The organism is Rhodococcus sp. H-CA8f (assembly GCF_002501585.1).
Taxonomy (GTDB): Bacteria; Actinomycetota; Actinomycetes; order Mycobacteriales; family Mycobacteriaceae; genus Rhodococcus_F; species Rhodococcus_F erythropolis.
Window position 1 is genome coordinate 1,816,663 of record NZ_CP023720.1, and the last position, 24,894, is coordinate 1,841,556.

Sequence of the window (24,894 nt, forward strand, 5' to 3'; positions counted from 1 at the left end):
GTATGTTTACGTACGAAATGAGCAACACTGGGTCGTTTTGTCGCACGAAGTGGCCTTTGATCGGCAGTTATGTAGGGGGGTCCGATGACGGTTCGTTTCTGCACTGCGAGCAGCGAGGTACGGCAACCGGCGGGGTGTTGCCGTACCTGGAGGCTCGCAGTGGCTACCGATCAGCGATCCGCTGAATCCGTTCGACCCGCTGAAGTCATTCGAATGACTAGAAGGACTGATGGCAAATGAGCGTTCATGCTGAGGTGGAGAGCCGGTCGGCAGCATTGCAGGATTCCGCTCATGTCGGCACCGACTGGCGTCGGGCATACCGGAAGCGGATTGCCGTGAGCGATTCGATCACGGTTCTGTTCGTGATCGCGCTCGCACAGATCGGCAGCATGTGGCCGCATCCGATCGAGTGGCTGACACCACTCAAGGTGATTGCGTCTGCAGCGCTGGGAGGGCTGTGGATGATCGCGCTCGCACGCGGACGCAGCCGTCATCAGTCGATGCTGGGCGAGGGCAGCGACGAGTACGAGAAGGTGCTGCTCGCTACCGGCCAAGTCTTCGGAGTGGGCGCACTGGCCGGGATCATTCTCGGCGTAGGAATCGCGCGTAGCTATCTCATGATCGCACTGCCCGTCGGGCTCGCTGCGCTGCTTCTCGGGCGCTACCTCTGGCGACGCGACATTCGAAAGAAGCGTGCGAGCGGGGATTGCCGCAACTCGGTGCTGTTGGTCGGTGGACACGCGTCCGTCGTTGCTACTACGCGAGCCTTCGTGCGGGACTCCTCGGCAGGCTACGACGTTGTGGGAGCGTGTATTCCGCGTCGGGCGACCGCGCTGGACGATCACATCGTCGTCGACGGCGCAGCGGTCCCGGTATTGGGCAACGAGTTCGAGGTGGTCGAGGCGATGCGCGCAAGCGGCGCAGACACCGTCATCGTCACCGGAACCGAAGACCTCGGGCAGGTGGGCATACGCAAGCTGATGTGGGATCTCGAAGCCGAGGGCGTCGACATGGTGGTTTCACCGGTCGTAGCCGACGTGTCGAAGGCTCGCTTGATGTTTCGCCCGGCGGCGGGACTCCCGTTGATTCATGTTGCGCGACCGCGCTACCAGGGCGCCAACCGGCTTGCGCCCGCTGTTTTCGACGCGGTGTTCTCGATGCTGATGATCCTCCTCGTGGCGCCGGCCATGGTCGCCGCCGCCGCTGCGGTCAAGTTCACGTCGAAAGGCCCGGTGTTCTACAAGGCAGAACGCATCGGCCTCAACGGGAAACCGTTCCCTATGTTGAAGTTTCGTACCATGGTGGAAGGCGCCGATCAGCAGGTTGTCGATCTGATGGGGGACAACGAAGGCGCGGGAGGCGTGTTGTTCAAGATGCGGGAGGATCCACGAATCACGTCCGTCGGCAAGATCCTTCGTCGATTGAGCATCGACGAGCTACCACAGTTCTTCAACGTCATTCGCGGCGAGATGAGCGTTGTCGGTCCGCGGCCGCCGTTGCGGCGTGAGGTCGAGATGTACGACGACGAGGTTGCCCGGCGCCTGCTGGTCAAGCCTGGCATCACCGGCCTCTGGCAGGTAAGTGGTCGCAGTGATCTCTCCTGGGAAGAATCTGTTCGTCTCGACTCGTCGTATGTGGAGAATTGGTCTGCGGCGCAGAATATCTCGATCATCACCAAGACCGTATCCGCAGTGCTCAGGAGCGACGGAGCGTACTGACTACGCGGTTGGTGCCGGCGCGGATATCCGCGCCGGGCACCCTCCTGTCAGCTGTCGAGCTCAACAATGCGAGAACAGATTCTTGACGTAGCCGGCAGTTTGGTAAACGTAGTTGAATGCCCACGTCCCGATCGAGAGTTCCGGACGGCTTGCGACCATGACCAGTTCTCCTTGATAACACTGCGAAATGATGTGCCGCGCCCGCGAGATATGAGGAACGAACGTCACGACGATGACAGTCTTCCATCCGTTGGCATTGGCCATTCTCTCGATTTCGAACCCCTCGCCCTCGGTGGTGGACGGTGAGGGGACGAAACAGTCGACAGGGAAGTCGAACGTACCCTCGCAGATCGACCGCATCTTCTTGTCGTTGTCGCCGTAAGGATTCGAGAAGATCAGGCGTGGTGCGTAACCGTCTTTCATCAGTTGGATTCCGACCTCCTCGCGTCCGTCGTGTGCTCCGCCGAGGACAACGATAGCGTCAGCACTTCGTGGTGCATCGATCTTGGGTGAGACGAAGACGGGCCAACCCGCTGCCGCACCAAGGGCGAGGAGTGATAGAGGTATGCCCGCAATCTTCAAGGCCGATTTGATCTGTTTGATGGCCCCACAATACCTGGACCCAGGAGACGACGATGATCGGATGGCAACCACTTCGGACGGTGGCGGGGTTGACCGCCTTACGGGATGCCTATGGGCAGAACATGTCTGGACTCGTACCTGAGACCGGTGTGTATCTCGCTGACGACGGTTGGTGGATCGCTCTCACGGGTGCACCCGATCCCAGCTACAACCTTGCATTGGTCCATGGGGGTGATGTGCGGAAAAACACGGTCGCCGTTGTGGAACGAGTGCTCGCAGAGCGACTGCGCACCGTTGTCATGCTCGCCGGGGCGGGTCTGGATGCCGCGACCGTCCTCGCGGACGCAGGGTGGGTGTGCGTAGGTTCGAGTTCGCTGCGCGCTACCGAATTCTCCGTCAGCGCCGGATGCCGCGGTGCGGATCCTGGAAGATGGCGACCTGCGTTCAGCACGACAACTTGCGGAGGATGTTTTCGGTATCGATCGCGAATCTGCGACTCTGGTGTATCCGGAGGCGGCCCCCGACCGACCAAGTGAGCGTTCAGTCGTCGGCCTGTTCGAACTCGACACGCTGCAGACCGCAGCGATGCTGTCCTTCGGTAAGCCCATCAGCACTGTGTGGGCGGCCGGCACCAGGGCGCAAGGACAGCGGCGTGGACATGGGTTGCGGGTCCTTCGGCAAGTGTCGGCAGCCGCATTCGAGGCTGTCGGCGACGGCGCCGTATGTGGTCTCGCCAGCGCTGCCGGCAATGCTCTGTACGACGCGAGCGGAGCCGAAATCGTCGAGTACTGGCAGATGTGGTCGCGACCGCGATGGCTACTTGGTAGCTGACATCAGCCGTCAGGTATGTTTGTGTGCGTTCGGCAAACTTTTGGTTTCTTTCAGCTACGCTTCAACGCGCGATCCAGTCGGGGGTACTCAAGATGGCAGATTCGAGTACCAGGGATGCGGCGATACGTCGCGAACTCGGCGTTCCGCCCACTTTCGACCTGGTGAGGCATGCACGAAACCTTGCAAGAGTGTTCTTCCCCGCTCTTGTCATCGCATTGCTCGTCGGTGGGATTGTCTACGCTGTGCGGGGAAGCGCGACACCGGTGTATCAATCCGACATCGTCGCGGAGGTTCAGTCTGCCTCTCAAATCGTCGTGACGGACGCGAACCTCGGCCAGTTGGTTGCCCCCTATGTCGCACTGGCCACCGATAGCGATGTGGTTGCCGCCATCCACGGCCAGTTGAATAACGGGTGGACGACAGCGGATGTCTCGAGCCACATCTCGGTGACGCCGGGTACTTCTCCGGCATTGGTATTCGTCAAGGCGACTGCCTTCAGTCAGGCTGACGCGGACGCGCTGGCACGAATAGTCGTCGCCACCTTGAGCGACGCGCAGGCGCGACGCAATGCAGACACGCTGGATCGTCGTACCCGAGTTCTCACCGACGACATCGCTCGATTGAACGGGGACTTGGACGCAGCGCGGCGAGAAAGCTTGGACGAATACGAGACGCCCGCCGACGATCCGACTATCAAGGCGGATCTCGACGCGAGGCTGGAGCAGTTGCGCCAGTTGAGATCGACCGTATCCGGTTCCGACCGACTGCAGTTGCTTTCCGCCCCCGCGGGAACGGGTCTGCCGGTTGCACCGAAGCCGCTCGTCGAGTCGGCGGTTGCGTTCTTGGTGGTCCTCATTCTCGCTGCCGAAATCCTCTCTGCCTGCCGGGGTCGATTCAGTTCGCGAGTGACCGACGCGTGGGCACGTCGAACGGCCCGGAAATACGGAGCCTCACTACTCCTGCAGCACTCCGAAGCCGCTGAGTTTCCACCGAACCTCGCGCTGACGATATGCCAGCGTGCAAGTCTCGGTGATCATGTCCTGGTGCTTTCGGGTGACGGCGTCCCCTCGACATCATGGGATGTTCCTGCGCACGTGCGATCCGGGGTCTCCCGATATTCGCTGAAGTCGGACTGGTGGAGCCGATTTGACTCCAATGGAACCGGGTTTGCCCTGGTTGTTGTCTCCGCACAGCACGCCAACCAACGGGAGATCGTCGAATGCCTCAGGGCTTTGGCCGAAGTCGATGTTGCGCGAACACTGGTACTCGTGGGTCCGTCTGCTCCCGAGCCTCTCCTCGACGTACTTACCCTCGCGGTGCTGCGTCGCAGACGCAGGCCCGCAAGTTCAGTGAAACTGACGGCCGAGCCGACCAACTCGGCCACGAACTCACAGACCCCGTCCGACAGCGCCTGGGTGAAGTCCGGTGCGCCGCGGCTGAACGAGCCTTCCGTTGCCGTGCCCTACGGAATGGATACTTCCGCCCTGGATTCGAGGAGAGATCGCGCCAGCCTGGTGGATGCGAAAACGGTCAGTATTGCGAAGAAGAACCTGCCGAAGACTACGCCCAAGCCGAGCGCAGGGGTCGAGCTCGAAGAGCCGCAGATCGTGCAGGCTGTTGATGTCGAGGGCGCCGGAGTCGAGGCGTCCGCAGTGGAAATTTCCGGAGCGGAGTCGACCAGCAATGATGCAATTGGTGTCAAGGCGTCCGGGGAAGCCGACAGCATCGACTCCGAAGCCTCGACCGAACGAATTATGTTGACCTCCAAAGATATAGCGGAAATTCGAAAGAGGAGGCAAAGAACTCGCGTGAGCCTTATACGTTCGGATTCAGCAGACGGACAGTCGGAATCCTGAAGGACCGGGCTTTCACTAGATCTTGGGTGTGCTGCACCCTCCAACTGCCTGTTTCACCGCTGCGAGTGCGGGTTTCGGAGTGTAATTGATCGTGACCAGACCGAAGTTCTGTTCGATATCCGAAGTGTTGGTTCCGCGATCACGCATGCTGTAGATGAAAATGCGCTCGATGTAACCGAGCACCTTTGCTTGCGCGAATCCATCCGAGATGATGTTGGCCTGTAATTGCGGGCTGACGGCGGTCGGGCCTGTACCTGTCGGAGCTCCGAATTCGGTTGCCCAGACTTTCTTTCCGCTGTCCCCGTTCTGCACCATCGATTCTCGCATCAGTCGGATCCTGTAGAAAGTGTTCCAATTCTGGGTGGACGAATCCGAAGGTAGCGCAGGCCAACTGTACGGATGGATCGAAAAGACATCGAATGAAGACTTTGCTCCTGCCGCGTACATACCCTTGAGATATGTGACCGGTGAGATGTCGGATCCGTTGTCGACGGCCGGTGCCAAACCGCCGTTGAGAATCTTTGCACCCGGTTGTACCGCACGGATACTTTCAGATGCGGCTTTCAGGAGTGCAGTGTAGGTGTTCACATTCGGCTTGGGGCGGAAGAATTGTGTCAGGTTCGGTTCGTTCCAAATCTCCCAAGTGCTGATTCTGGTCGAGTACCGTTGTGCTGCTTGTTGTGCAAACTTGGCAAACGCGGCCGGATCGGATGGATACCCGTGGGTATCGTTGACCCCGGCGACGCGAGCCCAAGCCGGCGTGTACGTAATGATTCCCAAGACGCTCAATCCTTGGAGACGTGCTCGATCGACGACGCGGTCGGTTGCGCTCCAATTCTGTTGGCCCTTGGTTGGTTCGACGGCGGACCAATCGACGTCGAACCTGAGCCAGGTCGCGCCGGCATTCTTCATTGCGGTCAGTTCTGCATCGAGATCATTCTGAGAGAGGCCGTTGAGTGGTGCGCCCGCGGCGATCCCTAAACCAACGGAACTGCACGTCGAGTTCGGGGTTGGGGTTGTTGTTGGAACTGGACTCGGTGTACACGCGCTCAATGACCCGACAGTCAACAGGGCGCAGGCGAGGGACAATCGAAGTCGACTCACGTCGACCACCTTCTTTCCACAGTGACTCGAAACCGGTGCGGGACAGACAAGTTGGAAGCCGAACTAGATGACCAATCCGACAAATCAAAGAATTGCATGAATTGGGTCACTTGGCACCAGTCTCGAAGTCGGTTCTGCAGTACTTCCGTCCGGTTGGGTGCTACTGCGAAATGCGCCGGTTGGTATTGTCCGATTTTCTCGGTGACTGTGGTCGAAAATGATCAATAGTTCAGAGGCATCCTCCAGTTTCGTTTGCATCTTGCAACACGGCCATAGCGGGCTTCGGTTCGAAGTCGAGATTCAGAAGGCCAAAGTTTTGTTCGCGATCACCGGGATCGGAGCCGCGGTCCTGGAGACTGTAAACGAAGACCTTCTGAACGAACCCGAGGCTACGTGCTTCGTTGAATCCGTCACGCAGTATCTCGGCTTGCATCGACTCGGTCACAGCGTCGAGACCAGTTCCTGTTGGTGCCCCGAATTCGGTCGCCCAAATAGATTTGGTCGAGTCGCCGTTTGCAACCATTGTGTCGTGCATCAGCCGCATTCGATAGAAAGAGTTCCAGTTTCGAGTCAACGGGTCCGAGGGCAGTGCCGGGTAGGTGTACGGATGCATTCCGACAACGTCGAAGTGTTGTCCAGCTCCATATTCGTAGATGTTCGCGAGGAACGTCGTGGGGCTTATGTCAGTGCCGTTGTCAGTTGCGGGGGACAAGCCACCGGAGACAATTGTTGCGCCCGGTTGCACTGCCTCGATTGCTACGCTCGATGCGGCGAGCAGCTTCGAGTAATACTCAGGATCCGGCGTCGGATTGAAGAATGTTTGGAGATTGGGCTCGTTCCAGATCTCCCATGACGAAATGGAATTCGAGTAGCGGGCAGCGGCAAGCGCCGCGAACCTACCGAACTCGTCCGGGTCGGCCGGACGGGTATGCGTGTCAGGACTCGTCGCTGCCGGATCTCTTGCCCAGGCAGGCGTGTAGGTGATGAGACCCAGAATCTCGAGTCCGGAAGATTTCGCGATGTCCACGAGGCGATCGGTTCCGGACCAGTCGAAGGCGCCCTCGGTACTTTCGATGGCGGACCAGTCGATGTCGAATCTGACCCAGTGCGAACCCGATGATCGAATAGCTTCCACCGTTCGATCCGTTTCGGCGTCACTCATTGCGGTATAGCCGGAACCAAGTGCGATGCCAGTATTGTCTGACGAAGGTTGAACTGCGCAAGGTTCGCCCGTTGCGGTAATCGAAGAATGGACTACCAATCCGACAATCAACAAGACCACTGCGACTGCGGCGACTCGACGTGCCTTAGCCATCGATGAGCTCCTTCAGCAGAGCCGGAAGATTCTTCTGGATGTCATATCGGTCCTCTACCTTCCGCCGGCCGATGCGTGACAATTCGGATCGTGCACTCCCGTCCTCCAACAGTCTCGTTATCTCGGCTGCGAGTTCTACTGAATCAGATGGCTCGACGAGCGATCCGGCGCCGTCCCCCAGTAGCTCACTGGTGCCGCCGAGATCTGTTCCGACGACTGGCACTCCGATGCTCATTGCTTCGAGTGCCACGAGTGGGCCGGCTTCGGGAGAGATGCTCGCAGAAATCGCGATGTCCCATCGTTTGATAGTTGCCAGTGAATCGACATATCCGAGAAATGTGACGCGACCCGCCAGATCCGACTGCTGTGCGCGTTCACGTAGTACTTGTGCGTACATTTCATCGCCCGGGAACGGAAGTCCGGCGATTTCGAGTTGGACGTCTACTGTGCGGGCGATGGCATCCATCAACACCAAGTGGCCTTTCCACGGCGTCAGTGACCCGATGATTCCGACAACTCGGCGTGCCGGTGATCGAACTTCCGTTACCTCAGGGGGAACTACAACACCAAGTCGTGACACCGAGGTGGGAATTCCCAGCGAAAGAACAGGAAGCGAGGTCGGTCCGGAGACGGCGACTGCTCGTCGGATCCCGGGTTTTGCAATCCGTACGACGATTCGTTGTTTTGTGCTCGAGAGAGTGTCGTGGACAAGCCACGTTGCACGTTGCGGTACGCGGCCGAGCCTGATCACCGGCAATGCGAACAGTGAGTTGACTATCACGGTCGAGCTGGCCGACTGAGCCCGAGACGCAATGATGCGCCCGGCAATTCGCCAATTCTTTGCAACTTCGAGAATCGCCAGGACGCGTGCCAGACCCCCTTCGCCTCTGAGCGACAGGGTTGGTAGCGTGACCGTTTCGAAGTCGACTGACGCGCGTGCGCGATCCCTCAGCGGCCCTTCCGGACAAGCCAACGTTACCGTGAAACCCTGCTCGTGTGCCAAACGCATCAGTTGGAGCATGACCAGTTCGGCGCCGGAGATCTCTCCAGTGTGGCTGACGAAAATGATCGTTCGTGTCATTTTACTTCCCTGTCGGGTTTTACCATTGCGAGTGGCGACTTCCCGCCCGCGAGCGATACAAGTGCATAGATTCCGACTGTCCCAAGTGGAGCGAGAACCGAAACGACTGGCCATGGCACGCTCAACCTTTCGACGCAGATCGTTCCTGCCACTGTGACCACCGCGCAGAGGGCGACGGCCGCTCCGAGCGGGAGCATCGGAAACATTCTGTGAACCGGCAGACTTTGCCGCACTACAATCCAAATTGCAACGAAAAGAAGCAGTTCGGTCGATACGGTCGCAACTGCCGCTCCGTTGAATGACATTCGAGGAATCAACACGATGTTGACCACGATATTGAAGAGTAAGCCGCCCAATGCAATCCACGGATATATTCGATGCCGGCCGCTCGCAACCAGGATCATCAACCCCAACTGGGTGAGCATCGAGAAGCATGCGCCAAGCACCAACAGTCGCGTCGAGGTCCCTGCAATTGCGAACCGCTCTCCGTACAGAAAGGTGAGCACTCCGGTGGCAGCAGGCCAGAACGCGGCGATCGATGCGCTCCCGAGAACTGTCAGGACGATGAATGTTTCGCGGCTTCGTTCGCGGAACACTCCCACGCTGTCGGGCCAATATGACACGAGAAGTGTTGTTACCGGGGTGACTACGGTGATTGCGACGATTTGCAGAAGGTCCGCGAATTTGTACCCGATGGTGTACAAGCCGACCGAATCGAAAGTATCGAGCTTGCCCAAGAGCAGCACATCCACTTTGGACAGAAGCGTGACCAAAGCGAAGCCGATGCTCAAAGGGATTGCTTCGATCAGCATTTCCCGCCACCTACGAAACTGCGCTCGTGACGACGGCCTTGGCCCGGCGACGCCCTTTCGGACACCGCGCACTTTCACGACGGCCGCGACCACTTCGTTGATGACCGCAGGGATGACGAGAACGAGGAGGATCGGCTGCCACAAAACCGCGACGATGGTCGCGACAAGCTGGGCGAGTTGCCCGACGCCCTCGGCGATTGCGACATACGTCATGCGCAGGCGGCTCTGGTACATGACGGAAAGTGCATGGCTGGGAGTGGCAACGACAACGACCAAACCAGCGACCGCCGTTGCTTCGACCACTTCTGCGGGGTAGCGGAGAATCCAGACATAACCCACCGCGACGATGTATCCGAAAAGACCAAGGGCGACCCGTAGGGATATGAACGCGGTGGTGACCAGCGAAACTTCCCACGGATTGCACTCGACCAACTTCGCGAGCACCACTCGGCCGACGCCGAGATCGGTGACGACGGACAACAATCCGAGCAATCCGAAGATGAGGGAGAACTGACCGAATTCGTCAGGGCTGATCGAACGCGCGATCAGAACCGAGCCGGTCCACCCCATCGCTGCCACTGCGATCCGGCTTCCGAGCATGATCGCAGTGCTTCGGCGTGCATCGTTCGCAGTCAAATCCGGAGCGGCCGGCCCGTGGATTTTCGTCTCTCGCTCGCGACGTTCCTTCTCGAACTTGTCGATAGCGGCCTGGCGCAATTCGGCGAACTCTCGCGGCGATACGGGCTCGGTGCCCGTCGAATTGCGATTCGTCATGAGCAACTCACACGCTCAGCCCTGCAATGCGGTACGCGTCAACCGTGTATTCGGCTGTTCGGGTCCACGTCGATCGGGCCGCGACACGTGGCGCAGATATACGGAGTGCGGTGTTGACATCGTCGTCCAGGACGACTGAGCGAAGAGCGGCCAACCAGGAAGCCTTGTCGTGCTTGCGGACAAGCACGGCGGCGTTGTCGGCGAATTCGGTCAGTGCTCCGACCGCACTCGCAACCACTGCCGCGCCGCACGCCATGGCTTCGAGTGGCGGCAGACCGAACCCCTCGTAGTGGGAGGAGTAAGCGACAGCAGTTGCGGCGGAATAGAGTGCCGGAAGGTCTTCTGTCGCGACGTAACCCAATCCTCGGGCGGAACGGGGCGCGTCGGGGCCCGTCGAGCCGGAGCCCGCCAGCAGAAAAGGAATCGACAGCTCCGTGCACGCTTCGGCGACCAGAGCGACATCTTTTCGAGGTTCGATCGTTCCGACCTGCAGCACGAATCGCTCCGGTAGTTTCAATCGCCGCCGAACTTCGGTCACTGCAGCTTCGGTGGGGATCGTGGCCCAGGATGCGGGTGCCAGCGGCGTGACAACGGCATGCCGACCGCTCAGTGCGAATATTCGTTCGGCGGTGAAGTCCGATACTGCAATGACGACGTCGGCCTTGCGTAGCGCTGCGGACAGGAGTCGGCGTTCGCCAGCTGCTCGATATCGACTGAAGGCCCACGGAACGTCGAATACCGACATGTCGTGAAACGTCGAGATCTTCAGGCCGCCTTGCCCGATCGGGAGGTCGACGTCGAGGCTGTGGAACAAGTCGCTGCCCGCGACCGGCACCATCGCCCACGCTGCTCTGCGTGCTCCGGAGGCGACAGGGCGCGTCACGGCGCGCACTCCGGTTGGAATCTCATCGACAGCGTCGATTTGCACTGTTGCGCTGAGGTTCGTCGATTCGCTGATCAGTGGGGAGAGTTCTCGGAGTAGTTCGCGTGCATAGGTTTGGACGCCGCCCCCACCAGGTCGGAGTGCCATGGCTCCGAGGGTGATTCGTGACCGGATATCGCTTCTTTCTCCGAGTGGTGTTGAGTCAGTGCGCATCCCACGGTTCCAATCAGTAGCCAAAAGTAGAGGTCGAGGGGAAATATCTCGAAATATGTCGAGACGACAGAAGCGACCGCGGCCGCGACGATCGAGGCGCTGACACCGAGAGCCAAAGCGCCGTCCGAGCCAGGAAGCAACCGCGATGCCCTCAGCGCGGACACTCCGGAAGATATGAGGACCAGGACAAAAATCCACAAACCGATCGGTCCGAGCTCGACCGCGACTTTCATGTAGTAGTTGTCGGGCTGATAGGGGATCAGCCCAAGTGTTGTCGCGGCCTTGATCGTCATCGTGTTGAGCATCGGTTGCGCTGCTTCCGCAGCCTTTGCTGCCGCGGATCCTGTTGCGCCCAAACCTTGCCCGAGCGGATGCACGAACAGCGAGCTGATTGTCGACGACCATCCGCTACCGCGTTCTTCGAGACTGTACGACGAGAACAGTGGTTTGACGATTGATGGTGGTGCCAACAGAAGTACAAAGGGAACGGCAGCGGCAGCCGCGCCGAACAACATCAAGATAGACCGATACTTGTATACGGCGATCCAGAGAAGCCCGACAGCCAACCCGATGTAGCTGGCCCGCACAATCGAGACTCCCATGCCTACGACCATGATCGGAGTTGCGGCCAGAAAGATAATGTTGCGCAGCCTTTTCGGATCTGCGAGAGCGACCGAAATGCCGACGATCAAACTCAGCATCACGAAGAGGCCGAACGCAAACGGACCGGTGAAAGTGCTGAAGCTTCGCAAGATCGAGCCGGTGATTCGAATCTGCTCGGTGTAGCTGTACCCGAGATCCACCAGGTATGCAGGCCCTACTGCTTGCTGAAGGAGTCCGATGACTGCTGTCAATATCCCCATGCCCATCAAGACGGACACGAGATGATCTCGGTCGTCCCGCGAGAACGGTGCGCGCCAGAGAATGACGGGTATCAAGATGTAGAAGTAGGTGATCTTTATCGATGTCACCCCGGCGATACCGGACAGAAGCAGTGCTGACGCGGAACCGAATGCTACCCAGGCTGCGGCAGCAGGCCACCAAGGCATCGAGGGGCGCTCTACCCGAAGGCGATTGGGGCTGACGAAGGTGCATCCAAACGTGAGCAGGAGCAACCCCTCCTTCCAACCGGCCATCGATGTCCCGCCGGGAATGATCGCCAACAGACCGTGGAGCGGAGCGAACAGTGCAACAAGCAGCAAGCCGCGTTGTGGTCGCTGGTAGATCGCAACGACGATGGGTACTGCGAAGATTGCAGCAACAATCATGAATGATGTGTTCACGCGATGAACCGGTTCGCATTCGCCGTGTGTGCCCGGGGAGCCGTCGCAATTCCGAATGCTTTCGCTATCGAAGAAATCGTCTTTGTTTGCACGATATTTCGGAGGTCACGATGGTAGGACGGGTGATCGCCGACCGGTGGCATGATCGCGTCGAACGTTTGTCCTCGGTGAGTCATCCGGGCAACGCCTTCGGGTCCGCGTTGCTGATTGAACCATGCGGCGTCCGCGGGGGAGAGGATGACGGTGGTATCCACCCCACGCTTGCAGAGTGCCTCCAGCATTACCTCAGGAACCTGCGTGATTCCTCTGATTCCCAGTAGCTTCCACGCTGAATAGGGGAGACGGGACTGCAGTACGCCTTTCACCCGTCCGCGGAGGGGAAGTTTCGTGGTTTCGGCACCTGGATCGATTCGAGGAGCCTCCGGCAAGACAGCATCCATCAGGGACTTCTTGCGCCTCACCGACCACAGAATCATGTTCACGAGTATTGTCGATCTCGCACCCATCTCGAGCGCCATGGACGCTGAGGTCCATGCCCCAGAACACAATCCGGTCATCACGAGGTTTCTCGGATCTGCGCCGAGTGCGGCAACGGCAGTGCGTGCGTCCTCGTCTGCCGCGTGTGAATAGACCGACGTCGGATTGTCGGCGTCGATCGGACCCGAGTCGCCGACCCCTCGTCGGTCGAATCGGAGACTCGTGACCGAGAGAGCCGCGGCCTCACGAGCGATGGTCACCCACGAGCGGCCAGGCCCGACTCGATGCTCGATTGCCGTAGTGAAGAACAGTAGTCCGCGCTCGGGAGGCGCATCGGTGGTCGATATGTTGCCTGCCTCGGATTCGGGAGAAGTTGCGGGATGCGTGCGGATCGCGAAGAGCTCCTGAGCACCGAATCGTTCCAACGTCTCGAACACCTCCTCGCCGACTTCGGTGATCGCGACGCGAGCTGTGGTGGTGATCGCGGGAGTGAACGCGGAGGAACTCGTGGGCGCGTGGCGATCCAACCACTGTGCGATTTCGCTGATGTGTGTGTAGGGGATGTCGACGTAGAAACTGGGAGGCGACGTGAACGCGTCGTGGTTCTCCAAGATCATCATCTCGGGATCAAGAGTTGCTGCGAGCCCGGCGACAGCCCTGCTGTCCAGTACCGAAGACTTCACGGCCAGAAGGGTGCGTGGACGTCCGAGAAATGGTCCGGTGATGCGGAGACGTGACAGTTGGTCGGCGCATTCGGGTGCCAGCACGCCACCCATGATCGACACACGTGAGTCGGCGGGATCGTCCTCTCCGACGCTGATCGCATAGAACGCACGTTGTTCCCTGAGGTAGTTGCGGCCGGTCAGAATTGGGTCCCACAGGACTATCGAGTTGACGGCTCCGCACTCCTGCAATGCCGACGCTGCCAGGAGGGCCCCAACTCTCAGTCCGACGATACTGACGGATTCCGCGCCCGCTCGTCGGACATAGTCCACAGCGCTGACGATGCTCTTCAGCCAGAGGGTGAGAGCGTCAGGATCGTCTTCGGCGCCGGCCGAGTCGCCGACTCCCGCGTACTCGAAACGAAAAGCTGCCATACCCTGTGCCGCGAGTTTTTCGCCGAGAAGTCGCATGCCGCGATAGGTGTCGATGTGCTCCTTGCCCAGCGGGGGACACATGACCACGGCTTCTCGGACAGTTCCTGAAGAGGGCACGTGAACGAATCCGAGCAACGGCCTGTCTGCCGACCCGAACCACGTGGCCAGTTGAGTCTCGATGGTGATCACTCCGGTCAAGATCGGTTGCCTGTATGTTGCTAGTAAACATACCAGTAGTCTGTTTGGTGCCGATCCGGCAATCTCTAGGTTTGTGGAGCGCCAAAAAAGCGCATAGGAGTCCGAAAATGTCAGGTGTACTCGTCCATGAATGGATAGAGCGTTCGGGCGGCGCAGAGAAGGTGCTGGACGAGTTCGTCAACTGCTATCCGGACGCTGACCTGTATTGTCTGTGGAACGATGCTCCCGGGCGTTACTCGACAACCGATGTCAACGAAAGTGCGCTCGCTGCAACGCCATTGCGTCGTAGCAAAGCGCTCTCATTGCCTGTCATGCCGTTTACCTGGCGAGGGTTGGAGAACCGCGACTACGACTTCGCGCTGATCAGCTCCCACGTGTTTGCCCATCACGCAACATTCAGGGGGCAGTCTGCGCGATTCCGGAAATTCGTCTACGTGCACACCCCCGCCAGGTACGTGTGGAACCCCGAACTGGACGAGCGTGGAAACTCGCCACTCGCGAGGCTGGGATCACCCATTCTGCGCAAAATTGACCGCAAGAGAGCGTCGGAGGGGGCCTCGTTCGCAGCGAACAGCGAGTTCGTCAGTCGACGGGTTGAGCGTGCCTGGGGCGTGCAGTCACGGGTCATCCACCCCCCGGTGGACGTCGACCGGATCTCTGCCGTCGAGGATTGGCGGTCCCGTTTGAGCGAAAACGAACTTCAGCTACTATCCAGTTTGCCCTCACCATTCGTTCTCGGTGCCTCGAGGTTCATTCCGTACAAGCGTTTGGACTGGGTGATCCGGGCAGCCGAGCGGGCCGGGACGGCTGCTGTCATCGCAGGGTCGGGCCCGGAAGAGGATCGGCTCCGCGCGATGGCTGACTCTGCGTCGGTTCCCGTTCGAATTGTTCGTCGCCCCTCGGATGCGTTGCTTTTTGCGCTGTATCAGCAGGCACTCGCATACGTCTTTCCGGCGATCGAAGACTTCGGAATCATGCCGGTGGAGGCGATGGCTGCGGGTGCGCGCGTGATTACGAACAGCATTGGTGGAGCTTCGGAAACCGTGACACCTGGTGTCGACGGACTCCATTTCCACGACGACAGTTGGGAATCGGTGGCCGAGTGCATCCGAGATGTCGCCGCGGTGGATGTGAATGGTGCACGCTCGTACGAGAAGTACTCCGTGCGCAGATTTCGTTCCGAGATCGCAACCTGGACCGGTGTTCCGGTGTTCGGCTACGCGAACAGTGTTTCGCCCCAGTAGTGTCCGTCGGCGAGACCGCCGGGGCACGCGAAGACGGCAGAACCGACGTGTTGGATGTATTCGTTCAGCGCATCGTGTCGTGAAAGGTTTTGCTGCATCGGAACAAACTGCTCGACCGGATTCCGGCAGTACGCAACGAAGAACAGTCCCGCGTCCAGGTGACCGAAGCCGTCGGAGCCGTCGGTGAAGTTGTATCCGCGGCGCAAGATCTGAATCCCACCGAGTTCCTCGGCAGAGGCCAGGCGCACGTGTGAATCCTCCGCGATGACGAAGTCGTGGCCCATTTTGGAATCGAGATCGAGTTCGTCGAACTCGTCTTTGCCGCCGAGTGGCGCTCCGCTGCGTTTGGAGCGGCCGATGACAGCTTCCTGTTCCTTGAGTACTGCGCGATCCCACTGCTCGATCAGCATGCGGATTCGTCTGGCGACGAGGAATGAGCCGCCTGCCATCCAGGCCTGATCGTCAGTGGGATCAACCCAGACGTGCTGGGCGAGTGCGTTTGGATCTTCCGCCTTGATGTTGGCTGTTCCGTCCTTGAACCCGAACAGATTTCGTGGTGTCGCCTGCGTCGTCGAGGTCGAGGACGTTCGCCCGAACCCGAGTTGTGACCACTTGACCGACGCGGTCCCGAAAGCGACTCGCGCGAGATTGCGGATCGCATGGACGGCAACCTGGGGATCGTTGGCGCACGCTTGGATGGCGATGTCGCCCCCGCTGCGATTCGGATCGAGGTTGTCCGCGCGGAAGTGGGGGAGATCGAGCAGGGCAGCAGGTTTCTTGTCTGCGAGCCCGAAACGGTCGTCGAAAAGTGACGGTCCGAATCCGATGGTCAGGGTGAGTTGCGACGGCGCGAGATCGAGTGCCTCACCGGTATCGCTCGGTGGCGCGTACGGACCGTCGCCGGTCGCTCCGTCCTCGGTTGCTTCCTGACCCGCTGTCATTCGTTCGGCCATCGCCGTCCACGTCTGCAGCAGCGTGATCAGTTCGTCGCGCGACTTCGTCGTCACATCGAAAGCGACGAAGTGCATGCGATCCTGGGCCGGCGTCGTGATGCCTGCTTGATGCTCGCCGCGGAAAGCCACCACGTCTGCGTGATCGGTGCCGGAATTCTCGTCGGCGGTCACCCGCCCGATGACGGCACCGGCACCGGCCAGGACGGCGCCGGCCCCCACGGCGCCGAACAGTCGGCGCCGTGAGACCGCATGCGGTGCTGCGTTTTCCGCAGCGGGTGTGCCTTCTGGTGAATCAGTCATCTACTGTCCCGCGACTACTTCCTGGACCTGGCTGACCTCGGCGGACAGAGCATCGATTTTACGCGAGAGTTCCTGACGCTGCGCCTCGGTGACGGTGTCGTAGTACACGAATCCGTCGCCGACGCGGAACTGCGCCAGAGCGGCGTCGAGGTCGGCGAAGCGGTCCGCGATGCGCTGGGCGAGCTCGGGATTACGTTCCTGCAGAATCGGGTTCAGTGCCGCGATCGCCGCTTGTGAGCCGTCGACGTTGGCCTGGAAGTCCCACAGGTCGGTGTGCGAGAAGATGTCTTCTTCTCCGGTGATCTTGGAGGTCGAGATCTCGTCGAGCAGTCCTTGGGCGTCGCCGGCGATCTTGGTTGGATCGATCGTGTAGTCCTCGGCGTTCACCTGATCGGCAAGATACTGAATGTCTTCGAGCAGTTGATCGGCGACCGCGTTGGTATCCGGCTGAAGTCCGGTAACCCACAAATCCTTCTCGAGGCGGTGGAATCCCGTCCAGACCTGACCGGGCTCCAGGTCCGCTTCGCGCAGGTCAAGCTTGGGATCGAGTTCGCCGAAGCTCTCGGCTTCGGGCTCGATGCGCTCGTAGTAGGTACGTGCGATCGGGAACAGTGCCTTCGCCTGGTCGACGTTGCCGGACTGGACGGCGGCGACGAACTGAGCTGCGGTGTCCTGCAGCGCGACGATCTGGCTGCGGATGTACCGCCGGTAGCCGTCGGCAGCTTCGGCGAGTTGTCCGCTCTCGTCGGTGGCCGCCTGCGAATCGCCCGTGACGACGAAGTCCTGGCGGATGCCGGTTCCGACCATGCCCGGCTTGCACGCGAGTTGATAGGTCGCAGCCTCGGGGAGAGAGACGATCAGCTGCCGGGTAAGGCCGGGGCCGATGTTCTCGACTTCGCCCATCGCTCGATCACCCTCGGCGAAGACGTAGAACTCGGTGACCTTCGAGCCGTTGTTCGTCACCTGGAACGTCGAACTGCCAGTGGTCCCGGTGGTGGCACTGACGTCACACGAATCGTCGGTGGCCGTGACGACGATGTCGCCGTCGCTCGCCGTCGTCTTCTCGGTGCACGCGGCGAGGGAGAAGGGAAGTACCGCAGCCGTGGCCAGTACGAGGGTGGATTTACGCATGTCGGCAATGCCTCTCAGGATTTTTCGGGAACGTGTGTGTCGTGCGCCGGCGGGGCCGTCGGCTCGGTTGGCTTCGACGGAAGGGGACGCAGGAAGAGCGCTAGGACGACTACGAGGTAGACGACCCACGCGACGGCTTGCAGGACCGTCGGATCCGGGCGGAAGTTGAAGATTCCGGCGAGGACGGTGCCGTACCAGGTCGACGGGTCGTAGCCGGGCGTCAGGTTGAACGCGAGATTCGAACCGCCCGGAAGCACATTTCCGGTCTGTAGAGCGCGAACACCGTACGAGAGGATTCCGGCGGCTACGACGATGAGGAAGATCGCCGTGTACCGGAAGAACGTCGTCAGGTTGAGCCGGAGGGCGCCGAAGTACATGGCGACGGTCAAGACGGCGGCCAGGAGAATTCCGAGGAGCAGTCCGACCAACGGCCAGGAGCTGCCTGCGGTGTTCTCGGCGTAACCGACCATGAGCAACGCTGTCTCGACGCCTTCACGACCGACCGCGAAGAACGACAGCGACAAGATGGCGACGGGGCCGGCGATCAACGCCTTCTCCATCCCCGCTTTCAGATCGCCGGAAATGTTCTTCGCGGCCGTGCGCATCCACAGGACCATGATCGTGACGATGACGACGGCGACCAGGGAGGCAACGCCCGCGATGATCTCTGCGGTCAGGCCGTCGACCGTCGACGTTCCGTAGTGGATCGCGAAAAAGATGATCGCCACCATTGCGACGGCGATCGCGACGCCGAGCCACACCCATTTGAGTGCATCCCTGCGCTGAGCTTTCACGAGGTAGGCAGCGAGAATCATCACCACGATGCCCGCTTCGAGGCCTTCGCGCAGACCGATCAGGCCACTGCCGAATAACTGGGTGGCAACTGATGGTGTGCTCGCGGCAGCGAGTACCGACACGGGCACGGGCGACTCCTGACTGAGTGAGTGCGACAGCTTCTGACGAACTTATGAGGCTAGGCCAGCCTTAACTCAGAAGAAGATACTCCACAATCGGTGGTGAACCACGCCCTGACCTGTACTTTTGCTGTTCTTTACCAATGGGTTCGGGAGTACTTCGCTCGCATGTGGATGATGGAAGGGTGTACCGAACTCCCGCAGCCCGCAGAAGTCCCCGGCGTCTCTCGAGAGTCGTAGCCGCAGTAGCTGCCGGAACAGCCTTGCTGGGCGCAGGCATCGTGGCGTGTGGATCGAACGAACCGAAAGTAGCCATTCCGGAGGGCATCCCCCCAGGTACCGGCTCTCCGACGCCGCCGATCGACATCAATGCCCCCGGCCGCAGTGCCGATCAACTCGCCGACTGGGCCGCGGGATTGTCGGACGACATCGGGATCGGGACGACGGCACTCGAGGCGTACGGGTACGCCGCTGCGGTCATGGCCGAGACGCTTCCCAGCTGCGGAATCGGGTGGACGACATTGGCCGGTATCGGCAGCGTCGAGAGCCGACACGGGACCTACGACGGTTCGTCGGTCGATGCGTTCGGCCAGGTCGCCCCGACCATTCGGGGAATCCCTCTGGACGGTGGCCCGGGAGTTGCCGAGATCCCCGACACCGACGGCGGGGCGATGGACGGCGATCCAGTGCACGACCGTGCGATGGGGCCCATGCAGTTCATCCCTGAGACGTGGCTCAAATGGGGAGTCGACGCCAACGGCGACGGCCGGGTGGACCCGGACAACATCGACGACGCTGCCCTCACCGCCGCCCGCTACCTGTGTGCACGCGGGGGAGACCTCACTGCCGCTGCCGGGTGGCAGCAGGCGCTCATGGCGTACAACCTCTCGGGCGACTATCTCGCGCTGGTTCGTGATCGCGCGTCGGCGTATTCAGTCGGGGTACGGCCGGACTGACGGTGATCGATCCGCAGGTCGGGACCGTGACCGCGCGTCGATAAAGAAGCCTTCGGCCCGTGCGGTTAGGCTGTGTGCTGGCACTACAGAGGTGCTGGCACTGCAGAGGCCCAGCCGCGATCGTGGTCCTCTTTCGACCGGAGGGGTCGGAGCCCAAGTGTCAAGCACGCAGAGCGTGCCCCAATGCGAAGCCCATTCGAAGGAGAACCACACAGTGGCCAGTATTGAGCAGGTCGGAGCTCGCGAGATCCTTGATTCACGTGGCAACCCCACGGTTGAGGTCGAGGTTCTGCTCGAAGACGGAAGTTTCGCCAGGGCTGCGGTGCCGTCCGGTGCTTCCACCGGTGAGCACGAAGCCGTCGAACTGCGCGACGGTGGCGCACGCTACGGCGGAAAGGGCGTCGAGAAGGCCGTGGAGGCTGTGCTCGGCGAGATCGCTCCGGCCATCATCGGTATCGACGCAACCGAGCAGCGCACGGTCGACCAGGCGCTGCTCGACGCAGACGGCACCCCGGACAAGTCGCGTCTGGGCGCAAACGCTCTGCTCGGTGCCTCGCTTGCCGTGGCTCGCGCCGCTGCCGAGTCCTCGGGCCTCGAGCTGTTCCGCTACGTCGGTGGCCCCAACGCTCACGTTCTCCCTGTCCCGATGATGAACATCCTCAACGGTGGCGCGCACGCAGACACCGGTGTCGACGTCCAGGAGTTCATGGTTGCTCCCATCGGCGCACCGAGCTTCAAGGAATCGCTGCGCTGGGGTGCCGAGGTCTACCACTCCCTGAAGTCGGTCCTCAAGGAGAAGGGCCTCTCCACCGGTCTCGGTGACGAAGGCGGATTCGCTCCCGACGTCGCGGGCACCAAGGAAGCACTCGACCTCATCACGATCGCCGTGAACAAGACCGGCCTCAAGCTGGGCACCGACGTCGCGCTCGCTCTCGACGTCGCCGCCACCGAGTTCTACACCGACGGCACCGGCTACAAGTTCGAGGGCAAGAACCGCACCGCGGCCGAGATGGCGGCGTTCTACGCCGAGCTCATCGACGCCTACCCGCTCGTTTCCATCGAGGATCCGCTCGACGAAGACGACTGGGACGGCTGGGTTGCACTCACCGATCAGATCGGCAACAAGGTCCAGCTCGTCGGCGACGACCTCTTCGTCACCAACCCCGAGCGCCTCGAAGAAGGCATCGTCAAGGGTGCGGCAAACGCACTCCTGGTGAAGGTCAACCAGATCGGCACTCTGACCGAGACCCTCGACGCCGTCGATCTCGCTCACCGCAACGGCTACAAGACGATGATGAGCCACCGTTCCGGCGAGACCGAGGACACCACCATCGCCGACCTCGCGGTTGCCGTCGGCAGCGGTCAGATCAAGACCGGTGCTCCGGCCCGCAGCGAGCGCGTTGCCAAGTACAACCAGCTGCTGCGTATCGAGGAGAACCTCGGCGACGCAGCACGTTACGCCGGCGAGGTTGCGTTCCCGCGCTTCGCTTTCGAGGCCTGACGGAAATCTAAGATTCAGTAGTGTCTGCACAGCGCGGTAAGCCACGATCCCCCGGCGGAAGTCCGGGGGGTCGTGGTTCCCGTCGTGGGGACACACCGTCGCGTGCGCGTCGTGACAGCGCTCGACGCCCACGCGCGTCGGAACCGGCATCTTCGGTAGATCCGGCAGCAGTTGATTCCGCTGTGACAGACCCCGCGCAACCGGGGGTCTCCGCCGAGAAAGCGTCGGCGAGTGGGTCGAGGTCGGCCCGGGGGAAGAGCGGAACCAACAAGTTCTGGTCTCGGCTTCCGAAGTCGGACAACACCATTTTCGGCTTGTCCACCAGTCGGGCCGTTGTGCTCGCGATGGTTGTGCTCATGCTGGCGCTGACACTGGCAGTGCCGCTGCGTACGTACATCAGCCAGCGTTCGGATGCCGCGCAGGTGGCGGCCGAACGTCAGGTGCTCGAGGAAGAACTGCGAAAGCTGCAGGGCCAGAACGCGCGCTTCGACGACCCTGCGTACATCGAAGCTCTTGCACGAGAACGCCTTCGGTACGTCAAACCGGGCGAGACCCCGTTTCAGGTTCAGCTTCCCGGCGACTACAAGGAACCCGAGAAGAAGCAGGAAAAGGAAACACCGCTGACAGGTCCGTGGTATCGCGATCTGTGGCAAACGATTTCGGAACCGCCAGTGGTTCCCGAGACGACGACACCGGCCCCGATGCCGTTGGCGCCGATAGAGCCAGAAGAACAAGGAGTACCCACCGGGTGAGCAACACGTCCGAAAATTCCCCACAGGTTTCACAAGCGGATCTCGACGCCGTTGCCGCTCAATTGGGCCGTGAGCCACGCGGAGTGATCGAGATCGCGTACCGCAGCCCGGACGGTCAGCCCGGCGTCGTCAAGACTGCCCCCAAACTTCCGGACGGAACACCGTTCCCGACGCTGTACTACCTCACCGACCCGCGACTGACTGCCGAAGCGAGCCGTCAGGAATCCGCCGGTGTCATGCGTGAAATGACTGAACGCCTGACCCAGGATCCGGAACTTGCCGCGGCCTACCGACGGGCATACGAGTCGTACCTTGCCGAGCGGGACGCGATCGAATCTCTCGGAACCGACTTTGCCGGTGGCGGGATGCCGGATCGCGTCAAGTGCTTGCACGTGCTGATGGCGCATTCGCTTGCCAAGGGTCCCGGCGTCAATCCGCTCGGTGACGAGTCCGTTGCCTTGGCCGGCCACGGAAAGCTCCGCGGAACTGCAATTCCCGCGGACTGGCCTGGCATCGACGACGCCGACACCGCCGACCGGTGACTCGCCGTGTTGCCGCAGTCGATTGCGGTACCAACTCCATTCGACTGCTGATCGCCGACGTCGGCGCCGACGGCCGTCTGGTGGATGTCCGGCGCGAGATGCGCGTCGTGCGACTGGGTCAAGGTGTTGATGCGACAGGGACATTCGCGCCCGAGGCCATCGAACGCACCCGGGTCGCGCTGGTCGAGTACGCGTCGATGATCGCCGATGCCGGAGCAACCGCCGTTCGAATGGTCGCGACGTCGGCTACTCGCGACGCTGCGAATCGGGAAGACTTCTTCACGATGACGCGGGACGTGCTCGGTGCGGTGATTCCCGGATCCGGAGCGGAGGTGATCACCGGCGACGAAGAGGCGCGACTCTCGTTCGGTGGTGCTGTGGGAGAACTTGATCCCTCCGAGGGCCCCTTCGTGGTAGTCGATCTCGGCGGCGGGTCCACCGAAGTTGTCCTCGGCGACGCGTCAGGCGTCCAGGCTGCGTACTCCACCGACATCGGCTGTGTGCGCGTCACTGAGCGATGCCTACCGTCGGATCCGCCTACGGCAGAGCAGGTTTCCGAGGCGACGGCTTTTGCGACCGCGAAATTGGCCGAGGCATTCGAGGCCGTGCCCGTCGAGAAGGCTCACACCTGGGTGGGTGTCGCTGGAACCATGACGACGCTGGCCGCGATTGCTCAGGAACTTCCGGAGTACGACGCCGAGAAGGTGCACCTGTCGAGGATTCCGTTCAAGCAACTTTTCGAGGTGTGCGAGCGACTTACCGCCATGCCTCGGGTTGATCGCGCCGCCTTCGGCCCGATGCATCCGGGGCGGGTGGACGTCATCGGCGGCGGAGCGATCATCACCACGGTGCTGGCTCAGACATTCGAAGCCAAAGCCGGGATCACCGAACTGGTTGTCAGCGAACACGACATCCTCGACGGCATCGCGATGTCGATAGCTCCGACCCACCCGATAGTCTGATTCCCGACGCACCCGACCAGTCGGGTGCGTCAAGGCCCCCATAGCCCAATTGGCAGAGGCAACGGACTTAAAATCCGTCGAGTGTCGGTTCGAGTCCGACTGGGGGCACAAGAATTGGATATTCGAACATGCAGGTCAGAGGCATTTTTCAACATCTAGTTCGAACGCTTACGCAGTCTCTGCCCACAATTTGCCCACAACTGAATCCAACTTCGCAGCGACTGCATTCAGGTCGTCGTCGAAAAGGTCGGCGTAGACGTCGAGAGTCATGGCTGCACTCTTGTGCCCAAGCATCTTCTGGACTGCCTTCACGTTCGCGCCGGCGGAGATCGCCAAGGAAGCGGCCGTATGCCGGAGGTCGTGCGCGGTGACGCGAGGAAATGGAGGAGTCGTCGGGTTTTTGCCCTCGGCTTCACGTGCGGCAGCAGCCCTCTTTTGGCATCGAGCAACAGCTCCACTGAGCCAGGAATCATGGCTCGACGGCGGCTCACTCCGCGGACTCGTCGACCACCTCGAAACCGAAGGCATCTCCACCGTCTCCGGCAAAGCGTGGAAACCGATCACCATCAAACGAGCACTCACCAACCCCCGCATGATCGGGAAGAAGCAGAGCGGCGAGAAACTCGTCGCCACCACCATCCCGCCGATCCTGCAGCCCCGAACATACAAGCGGCTATGCGAACTGCTCCTCGAACCGGAGCGAGCGAAGTACACCGGCGACCGCACCCAAGTCGCACTCCTCGGCGGCGGGCTCGCCAGGTGTGGAGGCTGCGGCAGACCCATGTACGCGGCATCCACCGTCGGCCGCCCCACCGTCTACGCCTGCTCCACCCGCAGCAGCGACTGCCCCTCCATCGTGTCCGTCCAAGCTGAACTGCTCGAGGCGGACGTCATCGAGCGGGTCCTCGCGCGGTTGTCGTCCCCGAAGTACCGGAAAGCGTTGACGAAGTCGATCAACGAACTCGGCTCCCGCGAGGAAGGCGAAACCCGCGTCGCCGAACTCAACGCCCGGTTCACCGCGCTGGGGGAGGACTTCGCCGACGGACTCATCGACCGCGAAACCATGCGCGCCGGCACCGACCGCGTACGAGCGAACATCGCCGCAACCGAACTGAAGATGGCTCAACGGGAAGTCCTCATCGACCTCCCGGAACCGTCAGCGGAGGACATCGTGAAGTGGTGGGAGGAAGCGGGCGCCGCGATGTCGTGTCGATCGTCGTCGACCACCTCACCGTCAAACCCACCGACCGGCGAGGCCGCGACGGACTCGACCCCCACCGCGTCGACTACGTCTGGAAAACACAGTGAGCGGCGGACTCGCGTAATCCATTGCCCTGCATGATTTTTAAGCTCTTCGGTTGAAGGTGCTAAGGTTCGGTTTGGGTTGGCGTGGTCGCGAGGACCTGGTTGTGAGA

The 24,894-nt window shown here is 61.0% G+C and carries 21 protein-coding genes, 1 tRNA gene and 1 pseudogene; 11 read left to right on the forward strand and 12 right to left on the reverse strand.

The genetic code is table 11. From position 1 onward, the window contains the following. The first annotated feature begins 236 nt into the window (after nucleotides 1-236). Nucleotides 237-1,718 carry a sugar transferase gene (locus CPI83_RS08745; RefSeq protein WP_070795947.1) on the forward strand — a complete coding sequence of 494 codons (1,482 nt, stop codon included), beginning with the start codon at nucleotides 237-239 and terminating at the stop codon, nucleotides 1,716-1,718. A gap of 60 nt (nucleotides 1,719-1,778) precedes the next feature. Here CPI83_RS08745 and CPI83_RS08750 read toward each other — a convergent pair whose 3' ends face one another. Next, nucleotides 1,779-2,300, reverse strand: coding sequence for a YdcF family protein (locus tag CPI83_RS08750; RefSeq protein WP_020970286.1), 522 nt, complete (start codon nucleotides 2,298-2,300; stop codon nucleotides 1,779-1,781). Between the two features lie 414 nt (nucleotides 2,301-2,714). Here CPI83_RS08750 and CPI83_RS08755 point away from each other — a divergent pair, with 414 nt between their 5' ends. Together CPI83_RS08755 and CPI83_RS08760 are read left to right on the forward strand one after the other, a co-directional pair. Further along, on the forward strand, nucleotides 2,715-3,131 hold the full coding sequence (locus CPI83_RS08755) for a hypothetical protein (RefSeq protein ID WP_097387097.1): 417 nt from the start codon (nucleotides 2,715-2,717) through the stop codon (nucleotides 3,129-3,131). A gap of 92 nt (nucleotides 3,132-3,223) precedes the next feature. Continuing rightward, nucleotides 3,224-4,987: a hypothetical protein gene (locus CPI83_RS08760; protein WP_157920615.1), complete on the forward strand. Its 1,764-nt coding sequence runs from the start codon at nucleotides 3,224-3,226 to the stop codon at nucleotides 4,985-4,987. Nucleotides 4,988-5,002: 15 nt separating this feature from the next. Here the strand turns inward: CPI83_RS08760 and CPI83_RS08765 are convergent, their stop codons facing one another. The 7 genes from CPI83_RS08765 to CPI83_RS08790 form a co-directional block, all read right to left on the reverse strand. Then, nucleotides 5,003-5,899 (reverse strand): cellulase family glycosylhydrolase, encoded by an 897-nt coding sequence (locus CPI83_RS08765; RefSeq protein WP_229756550.1) that lies wholly within the window; start codon nucleotides 5,897-5,899, stop codon nucleotides 5,003-5,005. A gap of 421 nt (nucleotides 5,900-6,320) precedes the next feature. Then, a complete protein-coding gene (locus CPI83_RS08770) occupies nucleotides 6,321-7,406 on the reverse strand; it encodes a beta-xylosidase (protein ID WP_097387099.1) in 1,086 nt (361 codons plus the stop codon). Continuing rightward, on the reverse strand, nucleotides 7,399-8,487 hold the full coding sequence (locus CPI83_RS08775; RefSeq protein WP_232816888.1) for a glycosyltransferase family 4 protein: 1,089 nt from the start codon (nucleotides 8,485-8,487) through the stop codon (nucleotides 7,399-7,401). Before CPI83_RS08775 ends, CPI83_RS08770 begins: the two co-directional genes overlap by 8 nt. Then, on the reverse strand, nucleotides 8,484-10,073 hold the full coding sequence (locus CPI83_RS08780; RefSeq protein WP_097388146.1) for a flippase: 1,590 nt from the start codon (nucleotides 10,071-10,073) through the stop codon (nucleotides 8,484-8,486). The genes CPI83_RS08775 and CPI83_RS08780 overlap by 4 nt, the downstream gene beginning before the upstream one ends. Before the next feature lie 7 nt (nucleotides 10,074-10,080). Continuing rightward, on the reverse strand, nucleotides 10,081-11,103 hold the full coding sequence (locus tag CPI83_RS08785; RefSeq protein ID WP_229756551.1) for a glycosyltransferase family 1 protein: 1,023 nt from the start codon (nucleotides 11,101-11,103) through the stop codon (nucleotides 10,081-10,083). Continuing rightward, nucleotides 11,031-12,437 carry an O-antigen ligase family protein gene (locus tag CPI83_RS31180; RefSeq protein ID WP_228117961.1) on the reverse strand — a complete coding sequence of 469 codons (1,407 nt, stop codon included), beginning with the start codon at nucleotides 12,435-12,437 and terminating at the stop codon, nucleotides 11,031-11,033. The genes CPI83_RS08785 and CPI83_RS31180 overlap by 73 nt, the downstream gene beginning before the upstream one ends. A gap of 11 nt (nucleotides 12,438-12,448) precedes the next feature. Beyond that, entirely contained in the window at nucleotides 12,449-14,215 is a 1,767-nt protein-coding gene (locus CPI83_RS08790) for an alpha/beta fold hydrolase (protein WP_232816928.1), read from the reverse strand. A gap of 116 nt (nucleotides 14,216-14,331) precedes the next feature. On the opposite strand from CPI83_RS08790, the gene CPI83_RS08795 reads away from it, so the two are divergent. Beyond that, a complete protein-coding gene (locus CPI83_RS08795; protein WP_019744633.1) occupies nucleotides 14,332-15,468 on the forward strand; it encodes a glycosyltransferase in 1,137 nt (378 codons plus the stop codon). On the opposite strand, the gene efeB is transcribed toward CPI83_RS08795, so the two are convergent. The 3 genes from efeB to efeU are packed head-to-tail and all read right to left on the reverse strand — an operon-like array spanning nucleotide 15,441 to nucleotide 18,769. Continuing rightward, nucleotides 15,441-16,721, reverse strand: a complete 1,281-nt coding sequence (efeB, locus tag CPI83_RS08800) for an iron uptake transporter deferrochelatase/peroxidase subunit (protein ID WP_097387100.1) — start codon at nucleotides 16,719-16,721, stop codon at nucleotides 15,441-15,443. The genes CPI83_RS08795 and efeB overlap by 28 nt on opposite strands. Beyond that, nucleotides 16,722-17,852, reverse strand: a complete 1,131-nt coding sequence (gene efeO / locus CPI83_RS08805) for an iron uptake system protein EfeO (protein ID WP_019744631.1) — start codon at nucleotides 17,850-17,852, stop codon at nucleotides 16,722-16,724. Between the two features lie 14 nt (nucleotides 17,853-17,866). Then, nucleotides 17,867-18,769: an iron uptake transporter permease EfeU gene (gene efeU, locus CPI83_RS08810; RefSeq protein WP_021345071.1), complete on the reverse strand. Its 903-nt coding sequence runs from the start codon at nucleotides 18,767-18,769 to the stop codon at nucleotides 17,867-17,869. A 140-nt stretch (nucleotides 18,770-18,909) separates the two neighbouring features. Here efeU and CPI83_RS08815 point away from each other — a divergent pair, with 140 nt between their 5' ends. From CPI83_RS08815 to CPI83_RS08840, 6 genes are all read left to right on the forward strand, one after another. Next, entirely contained in the window at nucleotides 18,910-19,722 is an 813-nt protein-coding gene (locus CPI83_RS08815) for a lytic murein transglycosylase (protein ID WP_031333703.1), read from the forward strand. Nucleotides 19,723-19,936: 214 nt separating this feature from the next. Beyond that, nucleotides 19,937-21,223: a phosphopyruvate hydratase gene (gene eno / locus CPI83_RS08820; RefSeq protein ID WP_019744628.1), complete on the forward strand. Its 1,287-nt coding sequence runs from the start codon at nucleotides 19,937-19,939 to the stop codon at nucleotides 21,221-21,223. 20 nt (nucleotides 21,224-21,243) lie between these two features. After that, on the forward strand, nucleotides 21,244-21,975 hold the full coding sequence (locus tag CPI83_RS08825; protein ID WP_232816889.1) for a septum formation initiator family protein: 732 nt from the start codon (nucleotides 21,244-21,246) through the stop codon (nucleotides 21,973-21,975). After that, on the forward strand, nucleotides 21,972-22,517 hold the full coding sequence (locus CPI83_RS08830; protein ID WP_020908542.1) for a DUF501 domain-containing protein: 546 nt from the start codon (nucleotides 21,972-21,974) through the stop codon (nucleotides 22,515-22,517). The genes CPI83_RS08825 and CPI83_RS08830 overlap by 4 nt, the downstream gene beginning before the upstream one ends. Then, nucleotides 22,514-23,479 carry a Ppx/GppA phosphatase family protein gene (locus CPI83_RS08835; protein WP_097387102.1) on the forward strand — a complete coding sequence of 322 codons (966 nt, stop codon included), beginning with the start codon at nucleotides 22,514-22,516 and terminating at the stop codon, nucleotides 23,477-23,479. Before CPI83_RS08830 ends, CPI83_RS08835 begins: the two co-directional genes overlap by 4 nt. Before the next feature lie 34 nt (nucleotides 23,480-23,513). After that, nucleotides 23,514-23,587, forward strand: a tRNA-Leu gene (locus tag CPI83_RS08840). 60 nt (nucleotides 23,588-23,647) lie between these two features. On the opposite strand, the pseudogene CPI83_RS08845 reads toward CPI83_RS08840, so the two are convergent. Further along, nucleotides 23,648-23,857 (reverse strand): annotated as a pseudogene (locus CPI83_RS08845) (tyrosine-type recombinase/integrase); the annotation flags it as partial. Here CPI83_RS08845 and CPI83_RS08850 point away from each other — a divergent pair. Further along, nucleotides 23,847-24,821, forward strand: coding sequence for a recombinase zinc beta ribbon domain-containing protein (locus CPI83_RS08850; protein WP_232816890.1), 975 nt, complete (start codon nucleotides 23,847-23,849; stop codon nucleotides 24,819-24,821). The pseudogene CPI83_RS08845 and the gene CPI83_RS08850 overlap by 11 nt on opposite strands. Nucleotides 24,822-24,894: the final 73 nt, after the last annotated feature.